This window comes from Pseudomonas sp. P108 (genome assembly GCF_032613195.1).
Classification (GTDB): Bacteria; Pseudomonadota; Gammaproteobacteria; order Pseudomonadales; family Pseudomonadaceae; genus Aquipseudomonas.
In genome coordinates this window covers 2427257-2452166 of sequence record NZ_CP126691.1, presented here as the reverse complement: position 1 = coordinate 2452166, position 24910 = coordinate 2427257, and the positions used below count along the sequence as shown (strand labels likewise).

Below are 24910 nucleotides of genomic sequence, written 5' to 3'. Positions count from 1 at the left end.
CTGAGTGTAAACGCGGTTTCTGTTCTTGATCGTTCCAACGCTCTGCATGGGAATGCCTCTCGGGACGCTCCGCGTTCCAACTCGCGAATTTGACGCAGAGCTTTAAGGGCTGCATTCCTTTGCTCCGCGTGGGAACGATCAATCAGCCATCCTTCAACTCGACGTGATCCAGCGCTTGATTGACGGCGAGTTCGCCCAGCATGACGACTTGAGCGATGCCCAGTGCAGTCTTGCGGTGTGAGGTTTCCAGCGAGGCGGCGAAGTTGATGAGCATTTCGCTGGCCGAGCCGAGGGTTTCGCTGGCGTTGGCGAGCAGGGATTCGGTGTTGTACCTGGGATTGGCGAGGTACATGGGTTCCGGCTCGTTGGCGCTGGACATGATGTGGGGTGTGGGGTTGAGGTAGAAATCGAGGGCACGGTCGGCGGCTTCGTGGAGTTTTTTGCTGTCGACTGAGGCGTAGGGGGATGTGGTGTTGGTGTCTGGTTCTGGGGGGTTGGGTGTTGGTTTTTTCATGGTGATTCTCTCTCATTGATAGTTGCAGCTGGCCCATTCGACTTCCAGGAAAAATGGGTGGCAGCTGTACGCAGGCTGGAAATCCGGGAGAGAGCAACCCGGCAGACACGAATGTCTCCCGCGCACAACCGCCATAACAGAGTGCACACAATGAAAGTGCGCAAGCATACGTTATGAAAGGAGTATCTGCTCTCTCGTGTCTTCGGGTTTCCATGCCCGGTCGCTGAATTGGCAGCGACGAACACAGGCTAGAGACAGGACGTCCGACGGACAACCTGAAAACCTTGTGGGAAGGTTCCGCTGATTCAGACACTTCTTTAAACACACTTCAGATCGCAGCCCTCACCCTAGCCCTCTCCCGGAGGGAGAAGGAACTGACCGTGGTGTTTGGTAGATGTACGCCGACGTGCAATACCGAGCTGAACTCAGATTTTGAAGCGTTGAAGCAAGAGCCCCTCACCCTAGCCCTCTCCCGGAGGGAGAGGGGACTGACCGTGGTGTTTGGTAGATATACGCCGACGTGCAATACCGAGCTGAACTCAGATTTTGAAGCGTTGAAGCAAGAGCCCCTCACCCTAGCCCTCTCCCGGAGGGAGAGGGAACTGACCGAGGTGTTTGGGTGAGGTACGCCGACGTGAAATACCGAGCTGAATTCAGGTTTTGAAGCGTTGAAGCAAGAGCCCCTCACCCTAGCCCTCTCCCGGAGGGAGAGGGAACTGACCTGATCTGGCTTAATGATTCTGGACACCCCTAAAGGGCGTTAATCTACGCCCAACGACGAGGTGTGATTTGACCAGACGATATTTTTCGACAGATTTCAAACGGGATGCGGCTTGCCTGGTTTTGGATAAAGACTATTCGGTGAGTGAAGCCTGTGAAGCAATGGGCGTGGGCCCTACAGCTCTGCGCCGCTGGGTTGAGCAACTGCGTGCGGAGCGCAGCGGCAAGACGCCTGAGAAGTCCAAGGCCATGACCGTTGACCAACAACGCATCCAGGAACTGGAAGCAAAAATCCGACGGATTGAGCGAGAGAAGGAAATCTTAAAAAAGGCTACGGCTCTCTTGATGTCGGATTCCCTCGATCGGTAAGGCTGATCGAGGAGTTAAGCGAGCAATTTCCAAGATCCGAGTTGTGTGGCGTATTTGGTATCAACCGCAGCAGTTATTACGAGCGTCTGAAACAGCGGACAAAAGTGGATGTCGAGCGCGATCGCCTCAAGATCAAGGCTGCTGAATTACATGAGCAAAGTCGCAGCTCAATGGGCGCGCGCAGCCTGTCAAAGGCGTTGTGTAACGAAAAGGAGTCAGTAGGTCGTTACATGGCTCGTAGCCTGATGCGAGAGCTCGGTTTGAAGAGCCAGCAACGGCGCAGGCATCGTTACAAACCTAGCGGCGCGGAGGCTCAATACGCCCCCAATCATTTGGAACGTAAATTCAACGTTGAGGCGCCCAATCAAGTGTGGTGTGGTGACGTGACTTACATTTGGGCCGGTACTTACTGGGTTTATCTGGCTGCGGTACTAGACCTGCATGCCCGACGCATTGTCGGCTGGGCGATGTCCCGAAGCCCGGATTCAGCACTAACCTGCCAAGCCTTGAAGGTGGCTTTCGAGTCGCGAGGACGCCCTGAAAACCTAATGTTCCATTCGGATCAGGGCTGTCATTACAGCAGTAAAGTGTTTCGTGAAACGCTGGCGGACATGCGGATAAAACAAAGCATGAGTCGACGGGGAAACTGCTGGGATAACGCTCCGATGGAACGTTTCTTTGGCAGTTTGAAATCTGAATGGATACCCAAGGCTGGTTACCGAAACGAAGACGAAGCCAGCACCGATGTATTGCGCTACCTGACCCACTATTACAATCGGATCAGGCTGCACAGCCACAACGGTTATAGGACTCCGGTAGCCATGGAGGCCTTGGCGGCATGAGAAATGAACAAAACCCTATAACTGTGTCCAGAATCGTTTGACCAGATCAACCGAGGTGTTTGGGAGATGTAGGCCGACTTGAAATACCGAGCTGAATTCAGGTTTTGAAGCGTTGAAGCAAGAGCCCCTCACCCTAGCCTTCTCCCAGAGGGAGAGGGGACTGACCGAGTGGTTTGGTAGAGGTACGCCGACGTGCGATACCGCGTTGAACTCAGATTTTGAAAGGCCCAAAAATCGGCTCCCTCTCCCTCGGGAGAGGGCTGGGGTGAGGGGCGAATCCACCACAAATCCAAAGCCGACCACTCTGTGCTCCTCACCACTCAATAGGCCGAGTGTCAGCTCGCCTGCTCTTGATCTTGATCCACGGGCGACGTCGGAAGGCTGAGTGGAGGGATTGATCCGGGCGTGGGAGCGCAGCGACCGTTTGGCGCAGCCAAACACAGCGAGAGGAGGTGCAGCGAAGCAAACCGGAGACGCTGCGCCCGGATCGATCCCGGAGCGAAGGAACCCCGAGCTTTAGCGAGCGGGCCGCACGCAGGAGCAAGCCTTTTCGGTTACCTTTTCGGCGTTTGGAAAAGGTGACCCGCCGTCAGGGCGGAACCCTAAGCAGCCGTTACCGCAGCAACGGATATGTACCCGCCCAACCAGAACCTGGTCGGCCCGAAGGCCGCCACGTTCACTCCGCATCCGGATCAATCTTGTTCTGGCTCAAATACCGATTCAACACATCATCCTGCCCAGGCACAGAAGCGTCCCCCGCCACCTGCCACAACCGCCGCTCAATCCCCTGCGCCACCATATGCCCCACCGCCGCCTCAATCGCCGACAAAACACACAACTGCGCCGGCTCATTCGTCGTATACCCAACCTCAGCCTCAAGCAACTTCTTGAACTCGATAAACTTGAAAATCCCCGCACTGCGCGCCACCGAATAAATCGTCTTGCTGGTCATCACATTCGCCAACACCTGCCCACTGCGAACATCCACCGCACGCAAGTTCACAGTCACCTGATCCACCCGATACTCACGCTGCAAATCAATCCCCAGATACCGCGCCCCTTCCCCACCGCTACGCACATTGGTGTCATACGCGATGATCCCACCCTCGAGCATCATGTTCGCCGCCTGCAACGGTGGCAGCTCACCCTGAATATTCACCGGCGTATTCGGCTTCTTCTGCGACGCGCGAATAATCTTGCGCTCAGTCAACAGGTTCTGCAGCCCTTCCCGCTCCAGCACGACAAACCAGCCACTGGCCTGCATCGCGTCCATCAACATCGACGCCGCACCCTGGGTCACGCTGGTGGAAAACGAACTCGCCGGCGTCGGCTTGTACTGCCCGGTCTGATCACGGAAGCCGTACACCACCGCCATCAACCGCCCCTTGGGTCGCGGCATCTTCAGCAAGTCGTAATAAGTCGAAGCCCTGGGGGTCAGGGTCGGGGTTTCGGTGTCCTGCTCGGCCGACATCGGCTCACGCAGACTGCACCCTTGTAATGTCGCCAACAGCAGCCCTAACGCGATGATCTTTTTCATGTCCGTTCTCCCCGGAACCGTCAGCCCGTCATGGGTTGAGGCCGTTCACCTGAATTTCCGAAACCTCACCGGTCGCTCGATCGGTCACTTCAATGCTCAGTGCCCCGGAGTCGTCGATGACGTTGACGATAAAAGAGTCGGTGGACAGGCTCCCCGTGTTGCCGGTGGAGATGTTGTCCAGCAACTGCCCTAGCAGCCGCGATTGCAATTGACTGGTGAAACGCTCCAGCGCCGAGGTGCCGGCCACGCTCGAACGGCTTTTCAAATCCGGATCGTCGTGATCGTTTTGCGCCTGCGCGTTGTTGAGCAACCAGGTGCCGTTGAGCGGGTTGCCGCCGAACGACGGATTGACCGGTGTGTAGACCAGTTCGGTGGCCTGGACGGCAGCGGCGCTGGCGAGCCCGATCAACAACCCCGAGATCCAGAATCCGCTGCGCCGTGAGAACGTTGTGCTGTTCATAGTTCGTCCTTCTCAAGGTCGGTGGTGTCCTGCAACAGAGCCTCCAGCTTGCGCTGGACAACCTGGCGTCGAACCCAGTCGGCGGCCGCGTAGGCCTCGTCCTTCAGTTCCACGGTGTTCGGCGGCAGGAAGCGCCGATAAACCAGGCGTTGCTGATATTCCACGGTCACCAGGCTGCCCCAGCGCGCGTCGGGCCGCTCGCGCACCACCAGGTTGAAATCCATCGGGCTGGTGTCGCGCAGGCGTTCACTGAACGAGTAGTAAAAGTCGTGGCCGATGTGCGAGATCGTGTCATCGACGATGAAACCCATCATTTCGTCTTCTTCACCGGCATGGACGCAGCCCGCCACCACGGTGAGGACCAACGCGCACCACCATTGGCGAGTCATGGCTGCAGAGCCTGTGGCAAATTCGACTGGCCTTTCGCCGGGCCATTGGTGCCGTCGAGGAAGGCTTTTTCGGCGACGAACTGCCAGTCCGAATAACGCTGCATGCCTTCGAAATCCGACCATTGCGTCGGGAAGCCCGATTGCTTCAAAGGCAGCTCGGTCGAAGGGCTGTTGAGACCGGTGATGCGTCCATCGAAACCGCGTTGCAGCGCCCATTCACCTTGGCCGATCGGGTCCGGATAGAGCTGACGCAAATGATGTTTCGCTTCTGGAAAACGCTGATCGTCGAGCAGATCGACCAACTCTTTCGGGTACTGCGCCAGCCCCGGCGAACTGCGGTAGTAGCTGCGCAGCGCTTGTGCGTATTGGGTGCCGACCCAGAGCAACTGGCGTTCACGGTCACGGCGTGAAGCGGTCGACCACAACTCGCCGGCACTGGCCAGGCCCATGCCCATCACCACAATCAGGAACAGCACGCCGAGGTAGGTGAAGCCACCCTGCTGCGCACGGTTACCACTCGGAATACTGGCTGCCATCACGCGCCCTCCCGGTAGCACCGCTTTTGATATCGGCCACACCACCGGCAACGCCGTCCGGTGGCGCGATCAGCACCCACTGGTCTTTGCGTTCGGTGATCGGATCGAGTGGCGCGTTGCGCAGGTAACGTTGTTCGATCAGTTGCTCGATGGAATCCGGATAGCGGCCGGTGTCGCCGTAGTAGTGATCCAGCGCCTCGCGCATCGCCGACAGGCTCTGGCGCAGGGTGGTTTCCTTCGACGCTTCGAGGCTGTTGAAGTAGCGCGGCAGCGCGATGGTCATCAGCGTGGCGATGATCGCCATCACTACCATCAGCTCCAGCAAGGTAAAACCTTTTTCCCGGCGCATGAGGTTCACCACTCGCGGTAGGCGATGCCGTTGAGGCCCTTGCCCCGGGCGTGGGAGTAGACGTCGAACACGTCCTCGCCATCGCGCGGGTTCTGAGCCGAACTGTTGTAGGCGCGCACGCCCCAACCCCCTTCGTCGTCACGTTTGGCCGGCACCAGCGGATCGCGCGGGATGCGGCGTAAAAAGTAGAACTTGGCGCCCTTGGCGCTGCGCACATCGCGCACGCCCTCGACCAGTACTTGCAGGTTCGGCGGGTAGCCGCTGCTGTTCAGCGACTTCTCGATATAGCCGGCATCGAAGGCACGCTTGTAGGCGTCGATGCCATCGCGAATCTGGTACAGCGCGTTGCGCAATTCCTGCTCCTTGCCACGCCGCACCAGGGTCTCGGTCAGCGGCGCGGCCATGCTCGCCAACAGACCGATCAGGGCCAGCGTCACCACGACTTCGATCAGGCTGAAACCGCGCTGGGAGGCGTTCATGATCAAGGCTTCTCGACGGTGACGCGGGTGGTGGCCACAGCCGACTCACCGACGGCACGCGGCTGCGCGGCAGGCGACGGCATCACGTAGCTCTGCGAACGATCCGGGGCCTGAATGTGCATGCTGGTCTCAGTGCCGGTGGAGAACTCCATGTCCGACGGGCTCTGATACGGCAGGTTGCGCACGATCCGTGGGGTGATCGACAGCACCAGTTCGGATTTGCCGACGGTGTCCTTGTTGCTACCGAACAGCCGGCCAATCCCTGGGATATCGCCGAGGCCCGGAATCTTGTTGCCGGTGGCGCCGTGATCATTGCGCATCAGGCCGGCGAGGATCTGCGTTTCGCCGTCATGCAGGCGCAGCGAGGTTTGCGCGTTGCGGGTGTCGACCTGCACCGGAATCGTGCCCTGACGGGTCGGTTCCAGCGGCGTGGCGTTACTCACTTCGAGAGCAATCTTGATCGCCACTTCGTTGTTCAGGTGCACGGTCGGTTGCACTTCGAGCTTCAGACCGACGTCGAGGTAAGTGACGCTCTCAGTGATCACCGGGCCTTGCGTCGACGGCACCGAAGTCGCGCTGATGATCGGCACGCGCTGACCGATGTGGATCCGTGCCTGCTCGCGGTTGCTGACGCGAATCACCGGGCTGGCCAGGGTGTTGATGTCATTGTCCTGAGCGTTGATCTTGGCTTGCGGCGACGGCGAGATCGAAATCCGGCTGGAGTTGATACCTTTCAGTTGATCAAGCAGGGTCACCGCCGAACCGTCGCTGTTGACCACGCCGAAGGTGTTCGGCCATTGCAGCCCTAGGTCGAGAATGCGCTGGGTGGCGACTTCCATCACTTCCACCTCCAGCACCACTTCCGGGTTGGACTGGTCTTGCGACTGCAGCAGTTTCTCGGCCATGCGCACGGCGTCTTCGGTGTCGCGCATGGTCAGGGTGTTGAGGCGTTCGTCGACGAACACGTCGCGGGTCTTGAGCATGGTTTTGACCATGTTCAGCGCGGTGTTGGCGTCGATGCTGGTCAGGTAAAACGTGCGCATCACCAGTTCCTGATAATCCTTCACTTTCTGCGGTGAATCCGGGTAGATGAGCAAGGTGTTTTCGTTCACCACTTTCTGGTGCAACTGGTTCTGTTGCAGCAGCAGGGTCACGGCGTCTTCAATGCGCACGTCACGCACGAAAATCGTCGCTTTCATGTCCGGGCGCAGGTCTTTGTCGAAGATGAAGTTCAGTCCGGCGACCTGCGACAGCACTTCGAAAATGGTCTTGAGGTTGGCGTCGCGAAACTCCAGAGTCACTGGCCGATCAAGCTTGGTGCGCAGTTGCGGATAGGCAATTACGTTGCGGCTCTGCACCAGACGAATGTTGCCTTGCAGCTCCAGCGCGCCTTCGTTGTTCGGGTCGAGTTCGAGGATCTGTTTGACCTGGCGATCAGCGCCGTAGATGTCGCCACGACGCAGGTCGCCACGGGCCAGTTCGAGTTTCTCGTCCATGCTGCGCAGGTAGTCCATCTGCTTCAGGGCATCCTGGGCGCGGCGGTTGTTCGGTTCGATGGTCAGCACGCGGTTGTAGGCCACCCGCGCCGAAGCAAAATCGCGGCGCGAGCGGTCGGTATCACCGGTCGTCAGCAACGCCGTGATCGCCTTGGCCCGACCGCTGTTGAGCAGCAGGTGCAACTCGGTGTCGCGAGGATTCTCACGCAGGCCTTCTTCGATTCGGGCCAGCCCCGCCTCGTACTGACCCTGTTCAATCAGGTCGGCGGCCTCCTTGTTGGCCACTTGTGCAGAACTGCACGCGGCCAGCCCGGCACACAGGCCCAGGCTCATCAGCAAACGGGAACGGTTCATTGCGTACTCCCCACAGACAGGGTCTGCGACAAATGCAAAGGCAGGTAGACCAGGCTCAATTCCACATCGGAAATGCCGGTGATCTTCCAGGTGTCGTCGATCACATCCCCGTTGCGCACGACGTAGATCTTTTCGCCGTTCTGCAAAAACACTTGCAGGTCGCTGCGGTCATGCAGCCTGCCGACGAACTGAAACGGCACCGGTGGCAGGCTCGGGGCTTGCACCACAGTTGCTGGATTGATGGCCATTTCGGTGACCGTGGCCAGAGTCGGCGCGGCCTTCCAGGATTTGGCCGCGAACAAGTCGCCGGCCGGGCTCAGGTCCTTGATCGACGCATCCTTGGCTTTGGCGTTACTGGCCGGCAGCGCGCCCCGGGGTTTCCCCGGCGTGGCGACGGCGACTTCGTTGGAATCGGCGTCTTCGCTTGGCGAGAAATATTCCGGCAACCACGCCAGCGCAGCAGCTACGCCGAAGAACGCCAACCAACCTGTCACGCGCTTGGTATTCATCACGACCTCGACAGGTAAAGGGTCATACGGATCCGGCCATTGAGGTCGGTGTCGCCAATCTTCTTGCGTTGCAACTCGAGGTCTTCCACCACCACCGCCGGCAACTGGCCGAGCAAGGCGTGCAGGAACCGGCGTAATTGCGGGTAGCTGCCGCGCACTGGCAGGAGGATCTGATAGCGCGCCAGATGGGTTTTCGGGTCGACGCCGAGGGCGTATTCGCCGCGCGCCAGGGTGATGTGTTCTTGCGCTGCGAGGGCGTAGATGCGGTCGATGGCGACGGTGGCTTGCGGCTGCGCCGGCAGTTTGTTGCGGAAGTCGTCGAGCTGACGTTGCGGCACCACCGGTGGCGCGATGCTGCCGTCTTCAACCTTGGCCAGATACGCGCTCGCTTCCCGAGTCTGCAGGCTCAGGTGCTGCAATGATTGCCAACCCGGCAGCAAGCCACCGAGTGCCCAAGCCACGGCGACCAGCAGCAATGCCAGCCCGGCGAGGCCCGGAATGCCGAGGCCTTGCAGGTATTCGTGGACGATCAGTCTAGGGATTCGCATCGCCAATCTCCCAAGTCGCCGACAGGTTGAATTGCACCGGTTGCTCCGGCGATTTGACGACGATTTCGTGGCTCAGCAGCGACACGTCGGACAGCTCGTCGCTGGCTTCCAGACGTTTGTGGAAGTCGAGCATCGCTTGCAGATCCCGTGCTTCGGCGCTGATGCGCACCTGGCCTTTGCGCGCATCCGGGGTCAGGGTCAGCAGCGCGACGTCATCGCGCGGCATCGCTTCGAGCATGGCGAACAGGCGTTCCCACGGCCGGCGCAGTTGCTGCGAGACCTTGCGCATTTCGGCGAGGTTTGCCGCTTGCTCACGGGTCTCCGCCGGGCTCAAGGTGGACTTGGCGCCGCTGTCGCCGGTGAGCTGGCGCTGGGTGGTTTGCAGGTGGCCTTGTTGCTGGTCGGTGTGCGCGTCGAGGTGCTGTTGCACGCCGAAGCACAGCGCCGCCAGCAGCACACCGCCGCCAAGCAGGCTCCAACCCAACGGGCCGGAACGTGGCCGTGGCTGAAAGTCGAGATTGAGCGCGCGCATATCAGGCCACCGCCCGGGACATGACGTACAAGCCGTCACGCACGTTCATCGAGTCGTCTTCAAGGGTGCGCAGTTGCACACCCGCCACGTCCGGATGCGTATCGAGGCGCGCCGGTGCATGCAGATAAACGTTGAACGCGCGTTCGCTGGTCGAGGCTTGCAGCTGGCGTTCGCGACCGATCAGGGCATTCAACGCGGCATCGCTGTCGCTGCCGCCCACCGAACGCACGCCGGCCCAGCGCCCTTCCCTCGCCAGCAACAACACGCTGCGTTGCGGCTCGGCGACGACGAACAGGAAGTCGCCGGCATCGAGGCTTTTGTCGAAGCGGTTGAACGCCGCCATCAGGTACGGCTGCACTGAGCGCAGGCGCAAACCGCGACCGCTGACCAGCGTGCGCAGACGTTCGAGCAAGTCCTGCGGCAAAGCGCTGGCGATGCGGTCGTAACCGGCCGGTTCGGCGGATAGCACCAGACTCCACGGCTGGGTCGGCGCGCCAAACAGGTCTTCAAAACACAGTTGGGCAAAGCCGCGCAGTTCCTCAGGGCTGCTGATCTGCGCGCTCCACGGCACCAGGCAGAAACGGCTGAAGTGCCCGGAGATGACCACGCTCAATTCGGCACCGGCGCGGGCGTGCTCACCGAGCAGGCGATCGAGGGTGTCCAGCGCCACCGCGTAGCTCTGGAAGCCTTCGTCGATGTACCCGACGCTGCCCAGCCACAGGGTGTCGCTGCCGCGCCGCTGACCGAGGCCAACACCGCTGGCGCCGAGCACGGCGACAAAACGCTCACGCGATAAAAGTGACACGATTGATCTCCTCCAGCGTGGTGCGACCTTGTTCCACCAGCTCCAGCGCCGATTCACGCAACAGGCGCAAACCACGGGCGCAGGCCAGGGCTTTGATTTGGGTGATCGGTTGACGCTCGACGATCATCTGGCGCAGTTCGTCGTCGAGGTGCAGCAACTCGGCAATCGCCGTGCGCCCGCGATAGCCGCTGCCCCGGCAGTGGCCGCAGCCTTTGCCGTGGACGAAGTGATAGTGATCGACTTTCTGTGGATCGAGGCCCGAGGCGCGCAGCTCTTCATCGCTTGGATTGACCGGCGCGCTGCAACTGGCGCACACCAGCCGGATCAGGCGCTGGGCGAGAATCGCGTTGAGCGCCGAGACCAGGCTGTAGGGGTCGATTTCCATTTGGGTGAAGCGGCCGATCACGTCGAAGACGTTGTTGGCGTGGATGGTGGTGAACACCAGGTGGCCGGTAAGCGCCGATTGCACGGCGATCTGCGCGGTGTCCGGATCACGGATTTCGCCGACCATGATCTTGTCCGGGTCGTGGCGCAGGATCGAGCGCAGGCCTCGGGCGAAGGTCAGGCCTTTTTTCTCGTTGACCGGGATTTGCAGCACCCCCGGCAATTGATATTCGACCGGGTCTTCGATGGTGATGATCTTGTCCACGCCGTGGTTGATCTCGGTGATCATCGCGTACAGCGTGGTGGTCTTGCCGCTGCCGGTCGGGCCGGTGACCAGGACCATGCCGTAGGGTTCGGCAGCGAGGCGGCGCAACTGGCGCAGGGTTTCGTCTTCAAAGCCCAGTGCCTGCAATTGCACGCCGCAGACCTTGTCGGCCAGATCCTGTTTGTCCAGCACCCGCAGCACCGCGTCTTCGCCAAAAATGCTCGGCATGATCGACACGCGAAAATCGATCTGACGGCCGCTGATACCGATCTTGAAGCGACCGTCCTGCGGCACGCGTTTTTCGCCGATGTCCAGCTCAGCCATGACCTTGACCCGCGAGATCACCTGCTCGGCGAACTCGTTGCCCTGGACTTTGCTGATGTTGTTGAGCACGCCGTCGATGCGGTACTTGATCACCAGACCGTGGCCGGTGGTGCCGAGGTGGATGTCGCTGGCGTGCATTTTCAGCGCGTCGTAGAGGGTCGAGTTGACCAGTTTCACCACGCTGCTGGCGTCTTCGCTGATGCTGGTCAGCGACAGGCTTTGCAGGGTGTCGATTTCGTTGTGGGTGTCGCCTTGGGCGTTCAGCGATTCGACCGCGTGGAAGCTTTCTTCGTGGCGGGCCAGATAGGCCTTGAGATCATCGGCGTGCACCAGATGCAGCGGCGCGCCGTGCAGGCAATCGTCGATCCAGGCCAGCCGCGCCGGGTCGAAGGGGTCGGCAAACACGCCGATGACTTCGTCGTTGTGGCGCAGCAGGATGAATTCGCGTTTCAGGCATTGTGCGAGGGTGACGCGGTCGAACACCGGCGTCGCTTGAAACAGGCTGTCGGTGTCGAGCACCGGGTAATGCAGGGTGGCGCCGAGGGTATGAATGAACGGCATCGGCGCCAGTTCACAGAGTACGCAAAGGGCTTCAAGCACGCGTTCGCCAGAGGTGGCGGCCCGCGCCCGGGCCTGGGCAAGCTGTTCACTGGAAAAGCGCTCGGGGGCGCATTCGGCCAGCAGCGGTTCGACGACAACGGACAGACGTTCCATGGCTTGCTCTCCAACCGGGGCTTAGAGCCCTGTCGGCGCGGCAAACCTTGGCGGCAAGTGCCGGAACGTCTGTTCGCGCCATTACTCCCCGGTGAGCATTTGATCGTCGTCCGGCGCCATGGGTCGCGACTGCCGTCGCCGATCCGCCAACACCCAACTGCCATCGTACAACTGCAACGGGAAGCTCTCGGTCCTGCTCTGGCGTCGTTCGACGAAACCCTCGGAAGGGTTTGCACCGGGTTTCGCTTCGCGCTTGAAGCCCAGAAGGTCGCAGACAGCTCGGGCCAGTTCCGCCAAAGGAAACGGTTTGAACAGGATGTGGCTGACCCCCAGTTGCCGCGCCCGCTCACAGACTTCAGCGGTCGGGTGACCCGTTATCAGCACAAAATGGCACGTCCTGTTCTGGCGGACCGCGTCGAGCACCTCAAAGCCTTCCATATCGGGCAAGCGGTAATCGAACACCAGCACGTCGGGGGCAAAGGTTTCGGCCAGGCCGATCGCCGTCGCTCCGTCATGTGCAATCCGGACATCCAGCCCCTGCGCCGACAGATAATCCTGAAGGTTCTGTGCAAGCAGCTGTTCGTCTTCGACAACCAGTACTTTGTTAACCAAGGTCGACTCCTTGAAACAGCAGGTCCGATGACCCCGCCCTGAGAGTGCGCCTTACCATCGGTAACGCACACTTCATGCCAGGCTGAGTGCCGGTAATTTTACGTCTTCATGTCCTTGAATTTAATGACAATGCCCGCTCGTCCCGGTACCCCGTTCCCCAGAAACGGGGAAGCACCTGAATGGGCATCGAAGCCATTCCCCACTATTGGGGGGGAACCTTCAGTCGTCGTCAATTCGTTCGATCCTGTTCTGCACTCGTAATTGCGCGAGCACCTGACGACGAGCCTGGGTCTGTTGCTGTCGGGCGAGCTGTGCCCTGACTGTGTCCAGCCCCTGCAAATCTGGGACATCGGCGGCCTCCAGGTGGTTCGGCAAATAAATCACATGCCAGCCAAACGGTGAACGCACCGGATCGCTGGCGAACGTGGCCCCGCTGACAATCGAGGCGCGCATTTGCATCAAGCGTAGACGCGCTTGAGCCACTGTGGCTGCATCCGCTTGCACGGGCACGCGGATCAACAGGTGGCGCGGTTGCAAGGTATTGGCGCGGATCAGTTCGGCAAACATCTGCTGCGCCGCCATTTCCCGGCGGGTGTACTCGGTGAAGGACGCTTCGTCGAAACCGGCGTCCTGCAAGCGCCGGACGAATTTATCCGTGCCGCCGATGGCACTGCGGGTCTGCTCGACTTGCTGAAGCACCACTTGATCGTCGATCTGCACCCCGCGCTTTTGCGCTTCCTGCCACAGCAGCTCTTTGTCGATCAGCGCTTGCAGTGCTGCCTGGCGCAGCTGTTTATAGGCTTTGGGACTACGAATGCTCGCCACGGCGCGGCCCTGATCTTCCAGGTATTCGGCAAAGAAACGCTCAAAGCGAAACCCGGAAATCTCCTCGCCGTTGACTCGCGCCACGGCCGGTTCGTTATTGGCCCACGCCAGCGGCAGCCAACAGGTCAGCAGCATTATCAGCGTTGTGAGCTTCATGATCGGGCCCTCCATTCAGGGGCTGGCAACAATCGATTTATAGGGTGCGACCAGATAAAAGCGCTGATCGGGCAAATCCACGGTGACCACATGGGCGCCGCTCAAGCCCAGGCGTCGGCCGGGGCCAAAGCTGAGGCGCGGAGTCAGGCCGGTGTCGAAGTCGTGCAGACCTTCCAGCGCCGTCACCAGTTTTTCGCGGCTGGCGTCGCGGCCGGCCTGTTTCATGCCTTCGCTGAGCAGCAACATCGAGGCGTAGGCGCCGACTTGCAGCACCGCATGCTCGGCGCCGAGGCCCTGGCCTTCGCGCAGCAGCGTCAGGGCCATGCGCCCGGTCTGAGTCCAGTCGCTGGGCACGAACGGATAGGCAAGAAACACCCGCCGAGTAAAGCCGTCGGGGACTTGCAGCAGATCGCCGGCCACCTGGCTTGAAGCGGCGAACAGATACGGCACTTGCCCGGCGCTTTGCAGTCGTGTCGCCAGACGACTGAAGCCGCCGCCAGTGCCCAGATAGAACACCGATCGCGAACCCAGCGGCAAAGCCTCTGCTGCCGGGTCGTAGGCTTGCAGAAGGACTTTCTGCCAGCCGTGATCCTGTAAGTATTGAGCGAGGGTGGTTGCCGCTTGCGCTTGTAAAGGGTCATCGGGATAGGCAATCAGGGTCGGCCCTTGCAGCACGCGCAGGCTGGCCGTGGCGTAGTCGGCCAGCGCGATCAATTGCTCGCGCAAACCCGGCAACGGCTCGAAAATCTGCGGACTGGCCTGCATCGCCCCGAGCAACGACAAGGCGCCGATCAGCGGCACGCCGGCCTGTTCCAGGCGCGGCCCCAGTTCACTGTCGAGGGCCGGTGCCAGCGGTGCGATCAGGGCGAACACCTGTTCCTGCTCGATCAACTGCTGCAGGGCTTGTTCGGCACTGGCGCGATCCGGGCCGGGATCGACCACGGTCAGACGCAGCTGCCGTCCATGAATGCCTCCGGCCTGATTGATCCGCGCCACGCTGCCGTTAAGTATCGCTGCGATGGTCATGCCTTCTTCCGCCAGCGGGCCCTGACTGCGCAGCAGCGTGCCGAGGTGCAAGGTCTCGGCGTCGAGGCCGGGATCACGCTCATCGGCGAGACGTTTGAGGTACGCGGTGAGATTGCGCTGATCTTTCATCGACAGCAGAAAGCGCGGCATGCTCGGGTCGAGGCGATTGTGCCCGGGATCGCGGCCCTGCTCGATGGCCGTGGCCAGCGTGCTTTCGCTGTAGGCCGGATAGCTGCGCCCATTGACCTGTCGCTGGCCGTAGGTGCTGGTCAGTCGCGCCCAGTTCAGCGGCGGCGGACGTACCCCGCCTTCCGGTCGACCGAGGCCATCGGCGCCATGGCAATTGGCGCACGGCAGACTGGTCGCCGGCAGCAACACATCTGCCGCACCGACCCGCGCCATGATCGCTTCGCCGCTGGCCGACAGACCCTGGCGGTACAGACGCTTGCCCGCCGCTTCTTCCGGGGTCAGCGGCGCAGCGCTCGCGGCAAGGCTGACGCCAGCGAGCAGGATCAGGGCGAGTACGCCGCGCAGGTTCATGGCGCGGACTCAGCGGCCGGCCACGGGCATTGTCAGCAACTGCAAGCGCTGGGCAATGGCGGCAGCCGGGGCGTCGGGGCGGATTTTGCTCCAGCGTTTATTGGCGACATCGCCGACGATCAACTGCGTGGAGTGTTGCTCGGGGGTCGGCACGATCTGGCCGATGCGGCTCAGCACCAGATCCATCTGCGCCTTGTCGCCAGTAAGAAAAAGCCAATGAGGGTCATCGGAACCCTGCTTCAAGGTGTAAGCCTTGAGCACCGCTGGCGTGTCGCGCAGCGGGTCACTGGTAAGGGAAATAAAGGTGATGTCCTGCGCCTTGTCACCGAGCAACTCGCGCACTTCCTTGAGCTTTTGGGTGATCAGCGGACAGGCGTCGTTGCAACTGGTGAAGATCACGTTGAGCAGCACGATGCGGTTTTGCAGCGCGTCGCTGTAGAAGCGCAAGGTGTCGCCGTTCTGATCCTGCAACGGCGTGTCGGTGAACCAGGTTTTCGCATCGTGAGTGCCTTTGGCCGGGGCGGCGGCCACAGCGGCTTGCGGCTCAGAGACGTGGCCTTCGTGAGCGAACGCGACGTTGCTGAGAATCCAGAAACACACGGTCAGGGAGATCCAGTCGAGCGTTCTCATGGCTGTTGCTCCATGGCGATGGCGGTGTGTTTGGCGTGGGTGCGCAGGCCGCTGAGCTTTTCCACTTCCTTGGCCAGCAGCGCCGGGTCGGTGAAGCCGTAGTAGCGCATCCAGTGGCGGCTGTCGCCGTCGCCGACGAGGATCAGCGGTTGATGACTCTTCAGGTCGCCGCTGAAACTGCCGAGGCCCTTGAGGGTTTCATTGATCGACTGCGGCGATCCGGTCAGCCAGCTCCAGCCCGGTCCGCGCTGGAAGGTACGGGCATAATCCTGCAGGCGTTTCGGGTCGTCGCGCTGCGGGTCGATGCTGATCGACACCAGTTGCACTTCGTCGCCGACGCGCGCGCCGAGCTGTTTCTGCACCTTGCCCATGATCGACGAGACCACCGGGCACACCGTGGTGCAACTGGTGTAGATAAAGCTCATGACGACGATTTTGCCCTGCACCAGGTCTTGTTCGAGGCGCACGGTTTTACCGTTTTGATCAAGCAGCGGCACGTTGGCGAACTTCACCTGGGCGTGTTCCTGAGTGCTGCTGGCCGGGGCTTTGTGTCCGGCGTGTTCGTCGGCCGAATGAGCGTGGACTTGTTGAATGCCAAGGCTCAACAGGCACAGGGTCAGCAGGCCAGTGGATGCAAATCGGTTCATGTCGAAACTCCTCTTCAACGGGCCTGGCCGGGGGCTACCCGAACACTGGCAAAGGTCTTGTCATCGAAACCGGCACCCAGCGACGCCGCGCGCACATGCAGATACCAGGCGCCGCTGCGGTCGAGGGTGATTGGCGCCTCGTATACGCCGTCGGCGACTTCCAGCGCCGCCACTTCGCGGGGATGCGAGGTGGGCGCGAGGTAGTAGCGCAGTTGCACGTCTTTGACGCCGCTGCGCTGGGCTTTGTCTTTGCCTTGAACGATGCGAAAGCGCACGACGTAGGGGGCGTTGAGTGCCACGGCCGTCTTGTCGAGGAGGAACTCGACTTTCGGCTGGCCGAGGTGTTTTGGCTGTTTGCCGTCAGGATCAATTTGCGCGGTAAAGCAGTGAATGATGTTTGGCTGGTTGAGCAGAAACGCCACGTCAAAGCGCCCCGCCGCCGGCAGCTTCACCCGCGCGCTGTACAGCCCCGGCGAGACTTCGCGCAGGCTGCGATCGATAACCATGGCGGCGCGGGCGATCTGGCCACGGTTGGGGTAACCGGACATCGGCGCGTTCATGCCTTCGGCGTAGAAATAGGTGGTGTTGTCGACCGGGTTGACCACGAACACCGCGTTGTCATCGCGCGACACCGCCAGGCTGGAGGCCAGCGGCAAATCCCCGGCCAGGCGCGGCGCTTGCGGGCCAGCCTCGAAACCCTGGCTGATCGGCTGGCGACCTTCGCCGAGGGAGGACAGATTGATCATGGTGACTTTCGGTGAAGCCAGTCCGCGGATGTAGGCGTAGGCCTGGGTGAACACCACTTGGTAGGGTTCGGCGCTGACGTCCAGATCATGGATGGCGGTGTTGGTGGCGGCGTCGATGATGCTGGCGCGGTTTTCCACGGTGTTGAGCACTACACCGAAGCGGCCGTCGGCGCTGAAGCCCATGGGGCCGAGGCCTTGTTGCAGTTTGATCACCCGGCGGATGGCGTGAGTACTAGCGTCGATCACACTCACGGTGCCGTCCTTGCCGTCAGCTACGTAGACCGCGCCGGACAATGGCGAGTAAGCGACGGATAACGGATGGGAGCCGGTTTTGATCTGCTGGACGATGTTCAGGTTGGCGATGTCGATCACGCTGACGGTGCCGTCGTCACGGTTACTGACGAAGGCGAAGCGGCTGTCCTTGCTGAAGCTGATTTCGTGGTGGCCGCGACCGGTCGGCAGATGTTTGAGGGATTTGAGGCTTTGCGTGTCGATCACCGTCACGCCGGACTCTTGCGCCTTGCTGGCGTTGTTGCCGACCCACAGCAGGCGTTCATCGGGTTGCAGCGCCACGCGCACTGGTTGGCTGCCGGCCTTGATCGAATCGAGAACCTTGAATTGTTCGCTGTCGATGACGGCCACTTCGCCCGCTGTCGGCATCGAGACGAATACGCGTTTGTTGTCTTTGGGGGTGACCCAGTCCATCGGCGGTTGCTTGAGTTCGATCCGCGCGAGGGTGCTGGTGATGCCGCCGACCGATACCGACGGATCGACCACGGCGATGCTCGCGTCGCGGTTCATCACCAGCAGGAAATAGCTGTTCAGATCCAACAATGGCCGCGCGCCTATGTTGGACTTGAGGAACACGCCGACCCGGGCTTTGCAGCTCTGATCGCGGCCCTGAGCCTGATCGGCGGCAAGGGCTTGCGGATCGACCCAGGCACCCGGTGCCACTCCGGACAGCGGCTGGCCGGAGGCGCTGTCAGTGACGCGGAACTGCACATCGGCGAACTCGCCTTCGCGCAGTTTGCCGTCGGCGGCCAGCGGCTTGAGGTTGAAATCCACCGCCACACCGTCACGGTTCAACGTCTGCCCGATGCCGGTTTGTGCCAGCGCAACCTCGCTCAGCGTCAACAACGCCCCGGCCATGGCCAGCGAGCAAATACCGATGATGTTGATGATCCTGTTCATCTCGCACTCCCCTACTTCTTTACCTGGCAAAACACCGACCCTGTGGGAGTGAGCCTGCTCGCGAAAGCGTCTTCAGCGGCACCCTTGAAACCGAGTTGCCCCCATTCGCGAGCAGGCTCGCTCCCACAAGGGATTTGCATCCATCCCACTCCCTCACTACCCACCACCGGCCCCTGTAGGCCTTCGCCTGCTCGCGATGGCGTCTTCTGCCTCACCCTCAAAAACCGGGTTGCTCCCATTCGCGAGCAGGCTCGCTCCCACAAGGGATTTGCATCCATCCCACTCCCTCACTGTCCACCACCATCCCCTGTGGGAGCGAGCCTGCTCGCGAAGGCGTCATCTGCCGCACCGTCCAGAATCGAGTCGGGCCCATTCGCGAGCAGGCTCGCTCCCACAAGGCTCTTCGTTGTGCCTACTGGCTTGGCGGCGCCGGTTCCGGTTCGTTGGTCACCCGCAGCAGTCCCCATAACCCGGAGGTATTGCCGTAGGCGGCGTAGTCGCGGAACAGGTAATCCCCCGGGATCGCATTGCTGCCGCCGGCGCTGGGGATCATGAAGCTGAAGTGCGCGGCCGGCAGGATGCTTTCGTGGGCGCCGATGTACATCGACATCGGGTTGTAGCCGAAGCGCACCGAGCCCACGCCCGGCGAACCCATCGGATAACCACCTACATCGCTCTTCTCGGCCTGGAACGGATTGACCGACCAGACATGCCCGTCAAGCTGGAACGTGGTGCCACGACTGCCACCGCTCGGCATCAGGATGTGCGTACGCAACGGCTGCCCCGGTTTGGCGTAGAGCACCGGCGTCTGCGGATCGCCACCTACCAACGCATTGCTGTAAGCCATGTGCGCGTTGACCATATCGCCGTAACCCGCGCCATCGGCATGACCAAACGGTGCATCCGGGGCGAGGCCGAAGCGATACCACAGCGGTTCGGTCTTGTAGTTGATCGCCATGCTCGAGTTGTCCTGCGGATCGGTCGGCACGCCGAAGCCTTCAGCGGCAATCCCTTCCACCGGCCGACCATTGGCCCAACGGGTGTTCAACGCCTTGTGCCAGACCATCGCAAAGTCGCGGTAGCTGGTTTGTCCAGGCGCGGTGACCGTGGCGTTGACCTTGCGCGCATCGTCGACCCACGTCGCGCCGATCGGCAGGATGCTCATCGCCCCGCCAAGGCCTTTTTGCGGCTGCTTGATCACGTCCGCCGGGGTGATGTTCAAGCCGCCGAACTCCACCGCCGTGGCGTTGATGTTGTCGACGCTGCGCCCCAGTTGAGTCACCGGTTTGCCTTCACGCTCCAGGTGCCCGGCGTAGTACTGATAAGTACGGGTCGGGTACGCGCCGCTGCTGCCGACACGCGGTGGCACGGTCTGGATCGGGTTGGCGCCGACGTTGGCGCCGTCGGATTTGGTGATGTCATACGCCAGCAACTGCGCGTGCAGGCCGACGTGGCTGGACGGCCGCATCAGGTTGTTGCTGAAGGTGGTCGAACCCAGACCGCTGTTGCGATCACGCTTGACCATGCCCTGCATCACAGCCGTCTGGGTCAGGTCAGGCATGACGCTCGGCAGGCGGTTTTCCAGAGTGATGTTGATGCAATCTCCCGCCGCTGCGCGCAGCACCAGCGGTTCGACCGGGATGCCGGGTTTGAGCTTGCCACTCACCGGATCGAGATCGGATTTGCGCACATACAGAATCGCGGTCGGGTCATGCAGCGGCCCGCTCTGCCCGCCAATGGTGATGGTTTCGCCATCCTCGGGATCGGTCACCGTGACCTGCGGAATGCTCACCGTGCGCGAGTTCAGCACCAGGGTGCCCCCCGCAGGATTCAGCGGCCCACCGACATGCTGGCCGAGCCCTTCGGGATCGCCGATGGTCAGGCCCAGCGTATTGCCGAGGATGTCGTTGGCCAGCGCCGCGACCACTTCATAGTTGCGCTGCACGGTTGGCCGGGTGCCAATGCCGTTAGGGTTGGCGCCATAGCGCGGGCAACTGCCCTCGAACGCCACAGTGTTGCGCATGCCCGCCGGGCTCGGGTTGTTCGGGATGGCGAACAGGTCGGCGCGTTTGGCGGTGTAGTTGCGCATCACGCCCCAGATACCGCTCCAGTAGCCTTCGATCGAGGCGTCCATCGAGTACAGATAGTCGCCCGTGGTCGCCGCCGAACTGGAGAGCATCGACACTGGCGCAATGAAGCCCATCTGCTCGGAGATGCCGATCATTTGCGACGCGCGCCAGCCGGAGTTGGAGCTGTTGCCGAAACCGGAACCGCTCTGCAGCCATTTCACACCGTGCAGGGTGACGTTGTGCTCTTCTTCATGGCCGCCGGCATGCACCCGCAGCCGCACGTTGTCGCCGGTATAGGTGCGCAGCATCGGCGTGAACGGGTCACCGGGTTCGGCGCCGCCCTTGTTGATGTGTGGCGGGAACAACGTGGTGCCGCCGGTAGGGCCGGTGGCCGAGGTGAGCAGATTCGGCGCCAGGTTCATCGCCGGAATTGCGCGGTCGGTGCGGCTTTGCATGGCGAACGACAGATCGCCACCGAGGCCATCGGCCTGCATGCCACGCTTGCCATCCGGGCCGACCTTGTTCGGGTCGTACACGCGCAGGGCCAGCGGTTCGTTGCGATAGTTGACGACGAACATGCCCGGATCATCCACCGAAATCGCCTGCGGACATGGCCGGCTCGGGCAGCCCGGGACCTGACCGCCCTGCACTTCCAGCACGCCCTCTAGCAAGTTGCTGGCGTTGTTACGCACTGGCGGGTTGATCGCGTAGCGGAAGCTGTCGGCGGTGGCCGGGAACGCCTGCGCATTCGGCACACCGTTGGGACCGGCACCGACATAGACGCCAGCTTCATAGGCGTGCTGGAAGTCGCTGTACTCGAGGAAGAACTCGCGGAAGCTGTCGTTTTTGCCGTCGCCATCGAGGTCGCCGGTGTTGATCACCGCTTGCCACGAGGTCGGCCCACCGTCCTGCCGCGCGCCGCTATAGAGAGGCTCGCCGGTTTCGGCGTGGAACCAGGTGGAACCGGCCGGCTCGGCGAGCACAGTCGCGTACAAACCGATCTGTTGGTGCGTCGATGGGCCTAAGTGGTCGTGGGTGAAGATCGTGCCGAGGCCGCGATCGACGCCTTTTGCATTGACCACCGGATCGACGAACCAGCGCTGCATCGCCGTGCGCGCACCGACCCAATCGGCGCGTCCGTATTGGCCGAAGAACGGATGGTTCTTGGCTTTCGGGCAGGCCTGGGTGCCGTCACGTGGATCGGTGCCGGTGCACTGGTTGAACTCGCGAATCGCGTGAATGCGTTCCTGCACGGCGCCGGGCGAGAGCACGCCGTCCTCGTAGTTCCAGCCGTTGGACGAGCCGTCCGCCGAGGTCAGATCCCACTTGGGCAAGTGGATGTGCTGACCGATTACATCGGTCGGCGTGCGCACCTGATAGTCGTCCATCTCATAGGTGGCCGGCACCAGGTTGGTTTGCTGGTATTGCACGCAATCGAAAGTGTTCATGCGCATCACCAGCGGCTCTGGCGGACGCTGCTTGGTGATTACCGGCCAGGCGTCTTCCCACAGCGCGAGAATGCGCGCTTGCGGGAAGTGATAGCCGACCTTGTTGTACACCGCGTCGAACTGAATGTTGGCGGCTTTATAGATCCGTGGGCGGTCGGCGGTGAAGCTCGAGGCGCCGACGAAAGACATGCCGTCGATGCGCTCACCGCTGGCAAACTCACCGCTGCCAGCGCTGGCGGTCAGGCGTTTTTGCCGGTCGTCCATGCACGGTTCGTAGTACGGCGCGCCGGCCATTGGCAAGGCGCCGTTGGTACGGAACGCCTTGGCCACCACTTGATTGCCGGGCAGCAAGGCATAGCTTGGATGGTCTTTTTTCGCGTGGAAAGCCATCGCGGCCTGTTCGACTTCGGTGCCTTCTTCCGGCAGGTAAATCGGCTTGGCACGGGTGACTTCCTTGGAGAAATCCAGCGAGGTGGTCACGGTGTGCGCTTCGCCACCGGCCGCGACGCCGTCGAGTGCGTGCCGTTGCAAGCCGCCATCCCAACCGCCGGACTGCGCGGGATCAAGGTTGGCCCACAGCGCTTTGCCGCTGGCCTTGAGCGATTGCGCGGTGGCGGCGTCGAGCATGTCCAGCGGCGGGGTTGGCGGACGTTGGCCGACCGAACTTTCCATGCCGCCGATCCAGAACGGATAGCCAGGGTTTTTCAGGCTGCCGTCGGCGTTGCGGTTGGCTTCGCTGCGATCGACCAGCGCCAGCGAGCCGATGGCTTGACCGCCGGCGTTGCCGCCATGGTGCTCGCCGTCGTCATCGCCCTCTTCTTCGTCATCGTCGTCATCATTGCCGGCGACCAGGGTTTCGCCGATTTTCGGCACCACCACGACTTTGCCGGGCATTGGCGCCATGGCTTTGCCCGGAAGCGGCACAATCGCCGGAATGGGTGTGCCAGCAACGATCTCGCCGTCAGGCAAGGCGCGCGCGCCGGCCGCCGGTTTGCCGCTGCGCAAGGCAAACGGTTCGCTGTGATAGCCGTCGGCGCCCTGCTGCGAAACTTCGAGTCGAGTGCCTTCTTCGAACACATCGTGGACCCGCCACATCGCCCACATGCCCTGGGCGAAGTGCGGGTAGAAATGGCAGTGATAGATCGCATCGCCGGCCACGCGGTTGCGGTTGCCCGAACCACCGTTGGCGATTTCATAGGTATAACCGGCGCCCGGGCCGATGCCCTGGGCGTCGACGTAATCGGAATTGTCGTCGTTGGGGTTGAACAGCCACTGATGGCCGTGCAGGTGGAAGATGTGTTGCTCGTGGCCATTGTGGGTGTTGCGGAATTTGACGAAGTCACCGATGTAGCTGTGGTTGACGTTCGACGGCTCCGACGGATACAGGGCCATGGTGGCTTTCACGCCGATCTGATCGGCGCGCGGTATCTGGCCGGGGGCGATGTTCTCAAGCCCGGTGTTGGCCGGCACATCCACCAGCATCGCCACATCGCCGACGGTGTGCGAGCTGAGGAAGAATTCTTCATAGGCGCACGACAGGCAGTCGTGCATCGGCCCCACGCCCAAGCGGTTGGCGACCACTTCGGCACCCATGCCGCCGGAGCCATAGTTGATCATGAACGAGTCGCGGGTCGGCTCCAGCACATGGGCCATCACCGGATCAGCCCAGTACGCCGGGAATGCTTGAGTGGCGGCGGTTTCATCCTGGAATTGCGAGGCAAAATCGCGGAACGCTTCGAGGCGGTTGGGGATTGCCGGGTTGCGTTTGCCGACCGATTCCAGCGGATAGGTGCTGGATGGGAAGCTGCCGTCGGCGTTGCTGCCCATGACAATCGCATCGCTCTCGCTGGAAATGATTTCATTGCCGTCGACCATGCCGATGATCGGCGTGCCAGCCTTGCCTTCGCGCAACCACGGTTCGCGCTGTGGGTAGCGCGCCTGGTAATCAACGATCGGTTGGCCGGTGGGTGCGCGGCCAGTCGTGGCCAGGCGCATTTCTTCTTCGGTAAGGGTGTTGCGATAGGTGCGACCGCCCTTGGGCAGTACGACAACCTGGCCGAACAGTCCGTTGGCAACGTTGCCGGCCGCGCCCTCGCCGCCAAACGTTGCGCCACGGCTGCTCACGGCAAACGCGCCTTCACGTTCGGCGAACAAGGTGTAGGAACGGCTCGCGCCGGGAGGCACAAGGGTGTTGGCGTTACGCCCGGTGAACGAAGAAATGTCATCGATGCTGTTCACCGCTTGCAGGCCATTGACCTGGAAACCGACGTGACGATCCGCCACCTGCTCATCGACTTTGAAGTCTTCGGTGCCGTTGGCGTTTTCCGCGCCCTCTTCTTCGCCCTCGTTTTCAAAGTGCTTGTTCGGGTTGGCCTGATAGTCGAGCAGGTTCTGCAGATTGATCGTCAGGCAATCGCCGGCAGCCACGCGCAGCACCAATGGCCGTGGACGCTTGTCCGGGCGCAACGAGACTTTGCCTGGCACTGCGGCGCCGCCGTAAGCCAGTGACTGCTCATGTTCATCGACCACATCGCGGCGCAGGGCGAACATCATGCCGTTGATGTTCTGCGCGCCGAGGCGGTTGAACATCAGTGGCTGATCGAAGGCTACGACGTTGGCCACCAGGTTGCGCTCGCAACGTACGGCCGCGCCGGCCAGCTCGACGCTGAGCATCGAGGCCAGAATCAGCAGCCAGTTAATCAGGGACGGAGCGTGAGGAAAGCCAGCCATGATCAGTAACCTCGTAGTGGGTGCTCTTGGGAACACTTCTCGACAAATGCCTCGGAGCAATCCGCGTGCCACAAAAAATTGCATTAGCGTTCAATCAGTTACTGCGGCCACTTGAGAATCCGGGGGATATTCCCCACCCGTTTTCCCCACTTTTCGGGCCTCCA

22 protein-coding genes are annotated in these 24910 nt (G+C 61.6%); 2 read left to right on the top strand and 20 right to left on the bottom strand.

Going from position 1 to position 24910, the window contains the following annotated elements; translation table 11 throughout:
• Nucleotides 1-142: 142 nt before the first annotated feature.
• On the bottom strand, nucleotides 143-514 hold the full coding sequence (locus QOM10_RS10760; RefSeq protein WP_316918006.1) for a DUF6124 family protein: 372 nt from the start codon (nucleotides 512-514) through the stop codon (nucleotides 143-145).
• Nucleotides 515-798: 284 nt separating this feature from the next.
• Here QOM10_RS10760 and QOM10_RS10755 point away from each other — a divergent pair, with 284 nt between their 5' ends.
• Entirely contained in the window at nucleotides 799-1137 is a 339-nt protein-coding gene (locus QOM10_RS10755) for a hypothetical protein (RefSeq protein ID WP_316918005.1), read from the top strand.
• 166 nt (nucleotides 1138-1303) lie between these two features.
• A protein-coding gene (locus QOM10_RS10750) for an IS3 family transposase (protein WP_410479213.1) occupies nucleotides 1304-2445 on the top strand; the annotation gives its coding sequence in 2 pieces (ribosomal slippage) (nucleotides 1304-1565 and nucleotides 1565-2445; 1143 coding nt in all).
• Between the two features lie 676 nt (nucleotides 2446-3121).
• On the opposite strand, the gene QOM10_RS10745 is transcribed toward QOM10_RS10750, so the two are convergent.
• The 19 genes from QOM10_RS10745 to mnxG all read right to left on the bottom strand — a co-directional run bounded on the left by QOM10_RS10745 (nucleotide 3122) and on the right by mnxG (nucleotide 24746).
• Nucleotides 3122-3982, bottom strand: a complete 861-nt coding sequence (locus QOM10_RS10745) for a CsgG/HfaB family protein (protein ID WP_095111635.1) — start codon at nucleotides 3980-3982, stop codon at nucleotides 3122-3124.
• A gap of 28 nt (nucleotides 3983-4010) precedes the next feature.
• Nucleotides 4011-4442, bottom strand: coding sequence for a curli assembly protein CsgF (locus tag QOM10_RS10740; RefSeq protein ID WP_016987875.1), 432 nt, complete (start codon nucleotides 4440-4442; stop codon nucleotides 4011-4013).
• Nucleotides 4439-4831 carry a curli production assembly/transport protein CsgE gene (gene csgE, locus QOM10_RS10735; RefSeq protein WP_316918003.1) on the bottom strand — a complete coding sequence of 131 codons (393 nt, stop codon included), beginning with the start codon at nucleotides 4829-4831 and terminating at the stop codon, nucleotides 4439-4441. Before csgE ends, QOM10_RS10740 begins: the two co-directional genes overlap by 4 nt.
• The gene (locus QOM10_RS10730) at nucleotides 4828-5367 is read right to left on the bottom strand and encodes a type II secretion system protein (protein ID WP_123374842.1); all 540 of its coding nucleotides are present in this window, start codon (nucleotides 5365-5367) and stop codon (nucleotides 4828-4830) included. Before QOM10_RS10730 ends, csgE begins: the two co-directional genes overlap by 4 nt.
• Nucleotides 5342-5716, bottom strand: a complete 375-nt coding sequence (locus QOM10_RS10725; RefSeq protein WP_095124774.1) for a type II secretion system protein — start codon at nucleotides 5714-5716, stop codon at nucleotides 5342-5344. The genes QOM10_RS10730 and QOM10_RS10725 overlap by 26 nt, the downstream gene beginning before the upstream one ends.
• A gap of 5 nt (nucleotides 5717-5721) precedes the next feature.
• Complete coding sequence (locus QOM10_RS10720) at nucleotides 5722-6195, bottom strand: type II secretion system protein (protein WP_038364886.1); 474 nt, start codon at nucleotides 6193-6195, stop codon at nucleotides 5722-5724.
• Nucleotides 6196-6197: 2 nt separating this feature from the next.
• Nucleotides 6198-8045, bottom strand: coding sequence for a secretin N-terminal domain-containing protein (locus QOM10_RS10715; protein ID WP_122597817.1), 1848 nt, complete (start codon nucleotides 8043-8045; stop codon nucleotides 6198-6200).
• Entirely contained in the window at nucleotides 8042-8554 is a 513-nt protein-coding gene (locus tag QOM10_RS10710; RefSeq protein WP_316918002.1) for a hypothetical protein, read from the bottom strand. The genes QOM10_RS10715 and QOM10_RS10710 overlap by 4 nt, the downstream gene beginning before the upstream one ends.
• Nucleotides 8554-9102 (bottom strand): GspMb/PilO family protein, encoded by a 549-nt coding sequence (locus QOM10_RS10705; RefSeq protein WP_316918001.1) that lies wholly within the window; start codon nucleotides 9100-9102, stop codon nucleotides 8554-8556. Before QOM10_RS10705 ends, QOM10_RS10710 begins: the two co-directional genes overlap by 1 nt.
• The gene (locus QOM10_RS10700) at nucleotides 9089-9634 is read right to left on the bottom strand and encodes a PilN domain-containing protein (protein ID WP_316918000.1); all 546 of its coding nucleotides are present in this window, start codon (nucleotides 9632-9634) and stop codon (nucleotides 9089-9091) included. The genes QOM10_RS10705 and QOM10_RS10700 overlap by 14 nt, the downstream gene beginning before the upstream one ends.
• A gap of 1 nt (nucleotide 9635) precedes the next feature.
• A complete protein-coding gene (locus QOM10_RS10695) occupies nucleotides 9636-10439 on the bottom strand; it encodes a hypothetical protein (protein ID WP_316917999.1) in 804 nt (267 codons plus the stop codon).
• Nucleotides 10420-12126 carry a GspE/PulE family protein gene (locus QOM10_RS10690; protein ID WP_160039217.1) on the bottom strand — a complete coding sequence of 569 codons (1707 nt, stop codon included), beginning with the start codon at nucleotides 12124-12126 and terminating at the stop codon, nucleotides 10420-10422. The genes QOM10_RS10695 and QOM10_RS10690 overlap by 20 nt, the downstream gene beginning before the upstream one ends.
• An 81-nt stretch (nucleotides 12127-12207) precedes the next feature.
• Nucleotides 12208-12738 carry a response regulator gene (locus tag QOM10_RS10685; protein WP_064392623.1) on the bottom strand — a complete coding sequence of 177 codons (531 nt, stop codon included), beginning with the start codon at nucleotides 12736-12738 and terminating at the stop codon, nucleotides 12208-12210.
• A 219-nt stretch (nucleotides 12739-12957) separates the two neighbouring features.
• Nucleotides 12958-13719: a SurA N-terminal domain-containing protein gene (locus QOM10_RS10680; RefSeq protein WP_316917998.1), complete on the bottom strand. Its 762-nt coding sequence runs from the start codon at nucleotides 13717-13719 to the stop codon at nucleotides 12958-12960.
• A 15-nt stretch (nucleotides 13720-13734) separates the two neighbouring features.
• Complete coding sequence (locus QOM10_RS10675; protein ID WP_316917997.1) at nucleotides 13735-15285, bottom strand: ABC transporter substrate-binding protein; 1551 nt, start codon at nucleotides 15283-15285, stop codon at nucleotides 13735-13737.
• A gap of 9 nt (nucleotides 15286-15294) precedes the next feature.
• Nucleotides 15295-15915, bottom strand: a complete 621-nt coding sequence (locus QOM10_RS10670; RefSeq protein WP_150776336.1) for an SCO family protein — start codon at nucleotides 15913-15915, stop codon at nucleotides 15295-15297.
• Complete coding sequence (locus QOM10_RS10665; protein ID WP_150752138.1) at nucleotides 15912-16562, bottom strand: SCO family protein; 651 nt, start codon at nucleotides 16560-16562, stop codon at nucleotides 15912-15914. The genes QOM10_RS10670 and QOM10_RS10665 overlap by 4 nt, the downstream gene beginning before the upstream one ends.
• A gap of 14 nt (nucleotides 16563-16576) precedes the next feature.
• The gene (locus tag QOM10_RS10660; RefSeq protein ID WP_316917996.1) at nucleotides 16577-18499 is read right to left on the bottom strand and encodes a YncE family protein; all 1923 of its coding nucleotides are present in this window, start codon (nucleotides 18497-18499) and stop codon (nucleotides 16577-16579) included.
• A 412-nt stretch (nucleotides 18500-18911) separates the two neighbouring features.
• A complete protein-coding gene (gene mnxG / locus QOM10_RS10655) occupies nucleotides 18912-24746 on the bottom strand; it encodes a manganese-oxidizing multicopper oxidase MnxG (protein WP_316917995.1) in 5835 nt (1944 codons plus the stop codon).
• Nucleotides 24747-24910 lie beyond the last annotated feature (164 nt).

Coding starts and splice junctions, on each gene's coding strand:
- QOM10_RS10715 (WP_122597817.1), bottom strand. CDS start 8,045: ATGAACCGTTCCCGTTTGCTGATGAGCCTGGGCCTGTGTGCCGGGCTG.
- QOM10_RS10710 (WP_316918002.1), bottom strand. CDS start 8,554: ATGAATACCAAGCGCGTGACAGGTTGGTTGGCGTTCTTCGGCGTAGCT.
- QOM10_RS10725 (WP_095124774.1), bottom strand. CDS start 5,716: ATGCGCCGGGAAAAAGGTTTTACCTTGCTGGAGCTGATGGTAGTGATG.
- QOM10_RS10700 (WP_316918000.1), bottom strand. CDS start 9,634: ATGCGCGCGCTCAATCTCGACTTTCAGCCACGGCCACGTTCCGGCCCG.
- mnxG (WP_316917995.1), bottom strand. CDS start 24,746: ATGGCTGGCTTTCCTCACGCTCCGTCCCTGATTAACTGGCTGCTGATT.
- QOM10_RS10760 (WP_316918006.1), bottom strand. CDS start 514: ATGAAAAAACCAACACCCAACCCCCCAGAACCAGACACCAACACCACA.
- QOM10_RS10660 (WP_316917996.1), bottom strand. CDS start 18,499: ATGAACAGGATCATCAACATCATCGGTATTTGCTCGCTGGCCATGGCC.
- csgE (WP_316918003.1), bottom strand. CDS start 4,831: ATGACTCGCCAATGGTGGTGCGCGTTGGTCCTCACCGTGGTGGCGGGC.
- QOM10_RS10705 (WP_316918001.1), bottom strand. CDS start 9,102: ATGCGAATCCCTAGACTGATCGTCCACGAATACCTGCAAGGCCTCGGC.
- QOM10_RS10675 (WP_316917997.1), bottom strand. CDS start 15,285: ATGAACCTGCGCGGCGTACTCGCCCTGATCCTGCTCGCTGGCGTCAGC.
- QOM10_RS10745 (WP_095111635.1), bottom strand. CDS start 3,982: ATGAAAAAGATCATCGCGTTAGGGCTGCTGTTGGCGACATTACAAGGG.
- QOM10_RS10730 (WP_123374842.1), bottom strand. CDS start 5,367: ATGGCAGCCAGTATTCCGAGTGGTAACCGTGCGCAGCAGGGTGGCTTC.
- QOM10_RS10720 (WP_038364886.1), bottom strand. CDS start 6,195: ATGAACGCCTCCCAGCGCGGTTTCAGCCTGATCGAAGTCGTGGTGACG.
- QOM10_RS10740 (WP_016987875.1), bottom strand. CDS start 4,442: ATGAACAGCACAACGTTCTCACGGCGCAGCGGATTCTGGATCTCGGGG.
- QOM10_RS10690 (WP_160039217.1), bottom strand. CDS start 12,126: ATGGAACGTCTGTCCGTTGTCGTCGAACCGCTGCTGGCCGAATGCGCC.
- QOM10_RS10670 (WP_150776336.1), bottom strand. CDS start 15,915: ATGAGAACGCTCGACTGGATCTCCCTGACCGTGTGTTTCTGGATTCTC.
- QOM10_RS10680 (WP_316917998.1), bottom strand. CDS start 13,719: ATGAAGCTCACAACGCTGATAATGCTGCTGACCTGTTGGCTGCCGCTG.
- QOM10_RS10665 (WP_150752138.1), bottom strand. CDS start 16,562: ATGAACCGATTTGCATCCACTGGCCTGCTGACCCTGTGCCTGTTGAGC.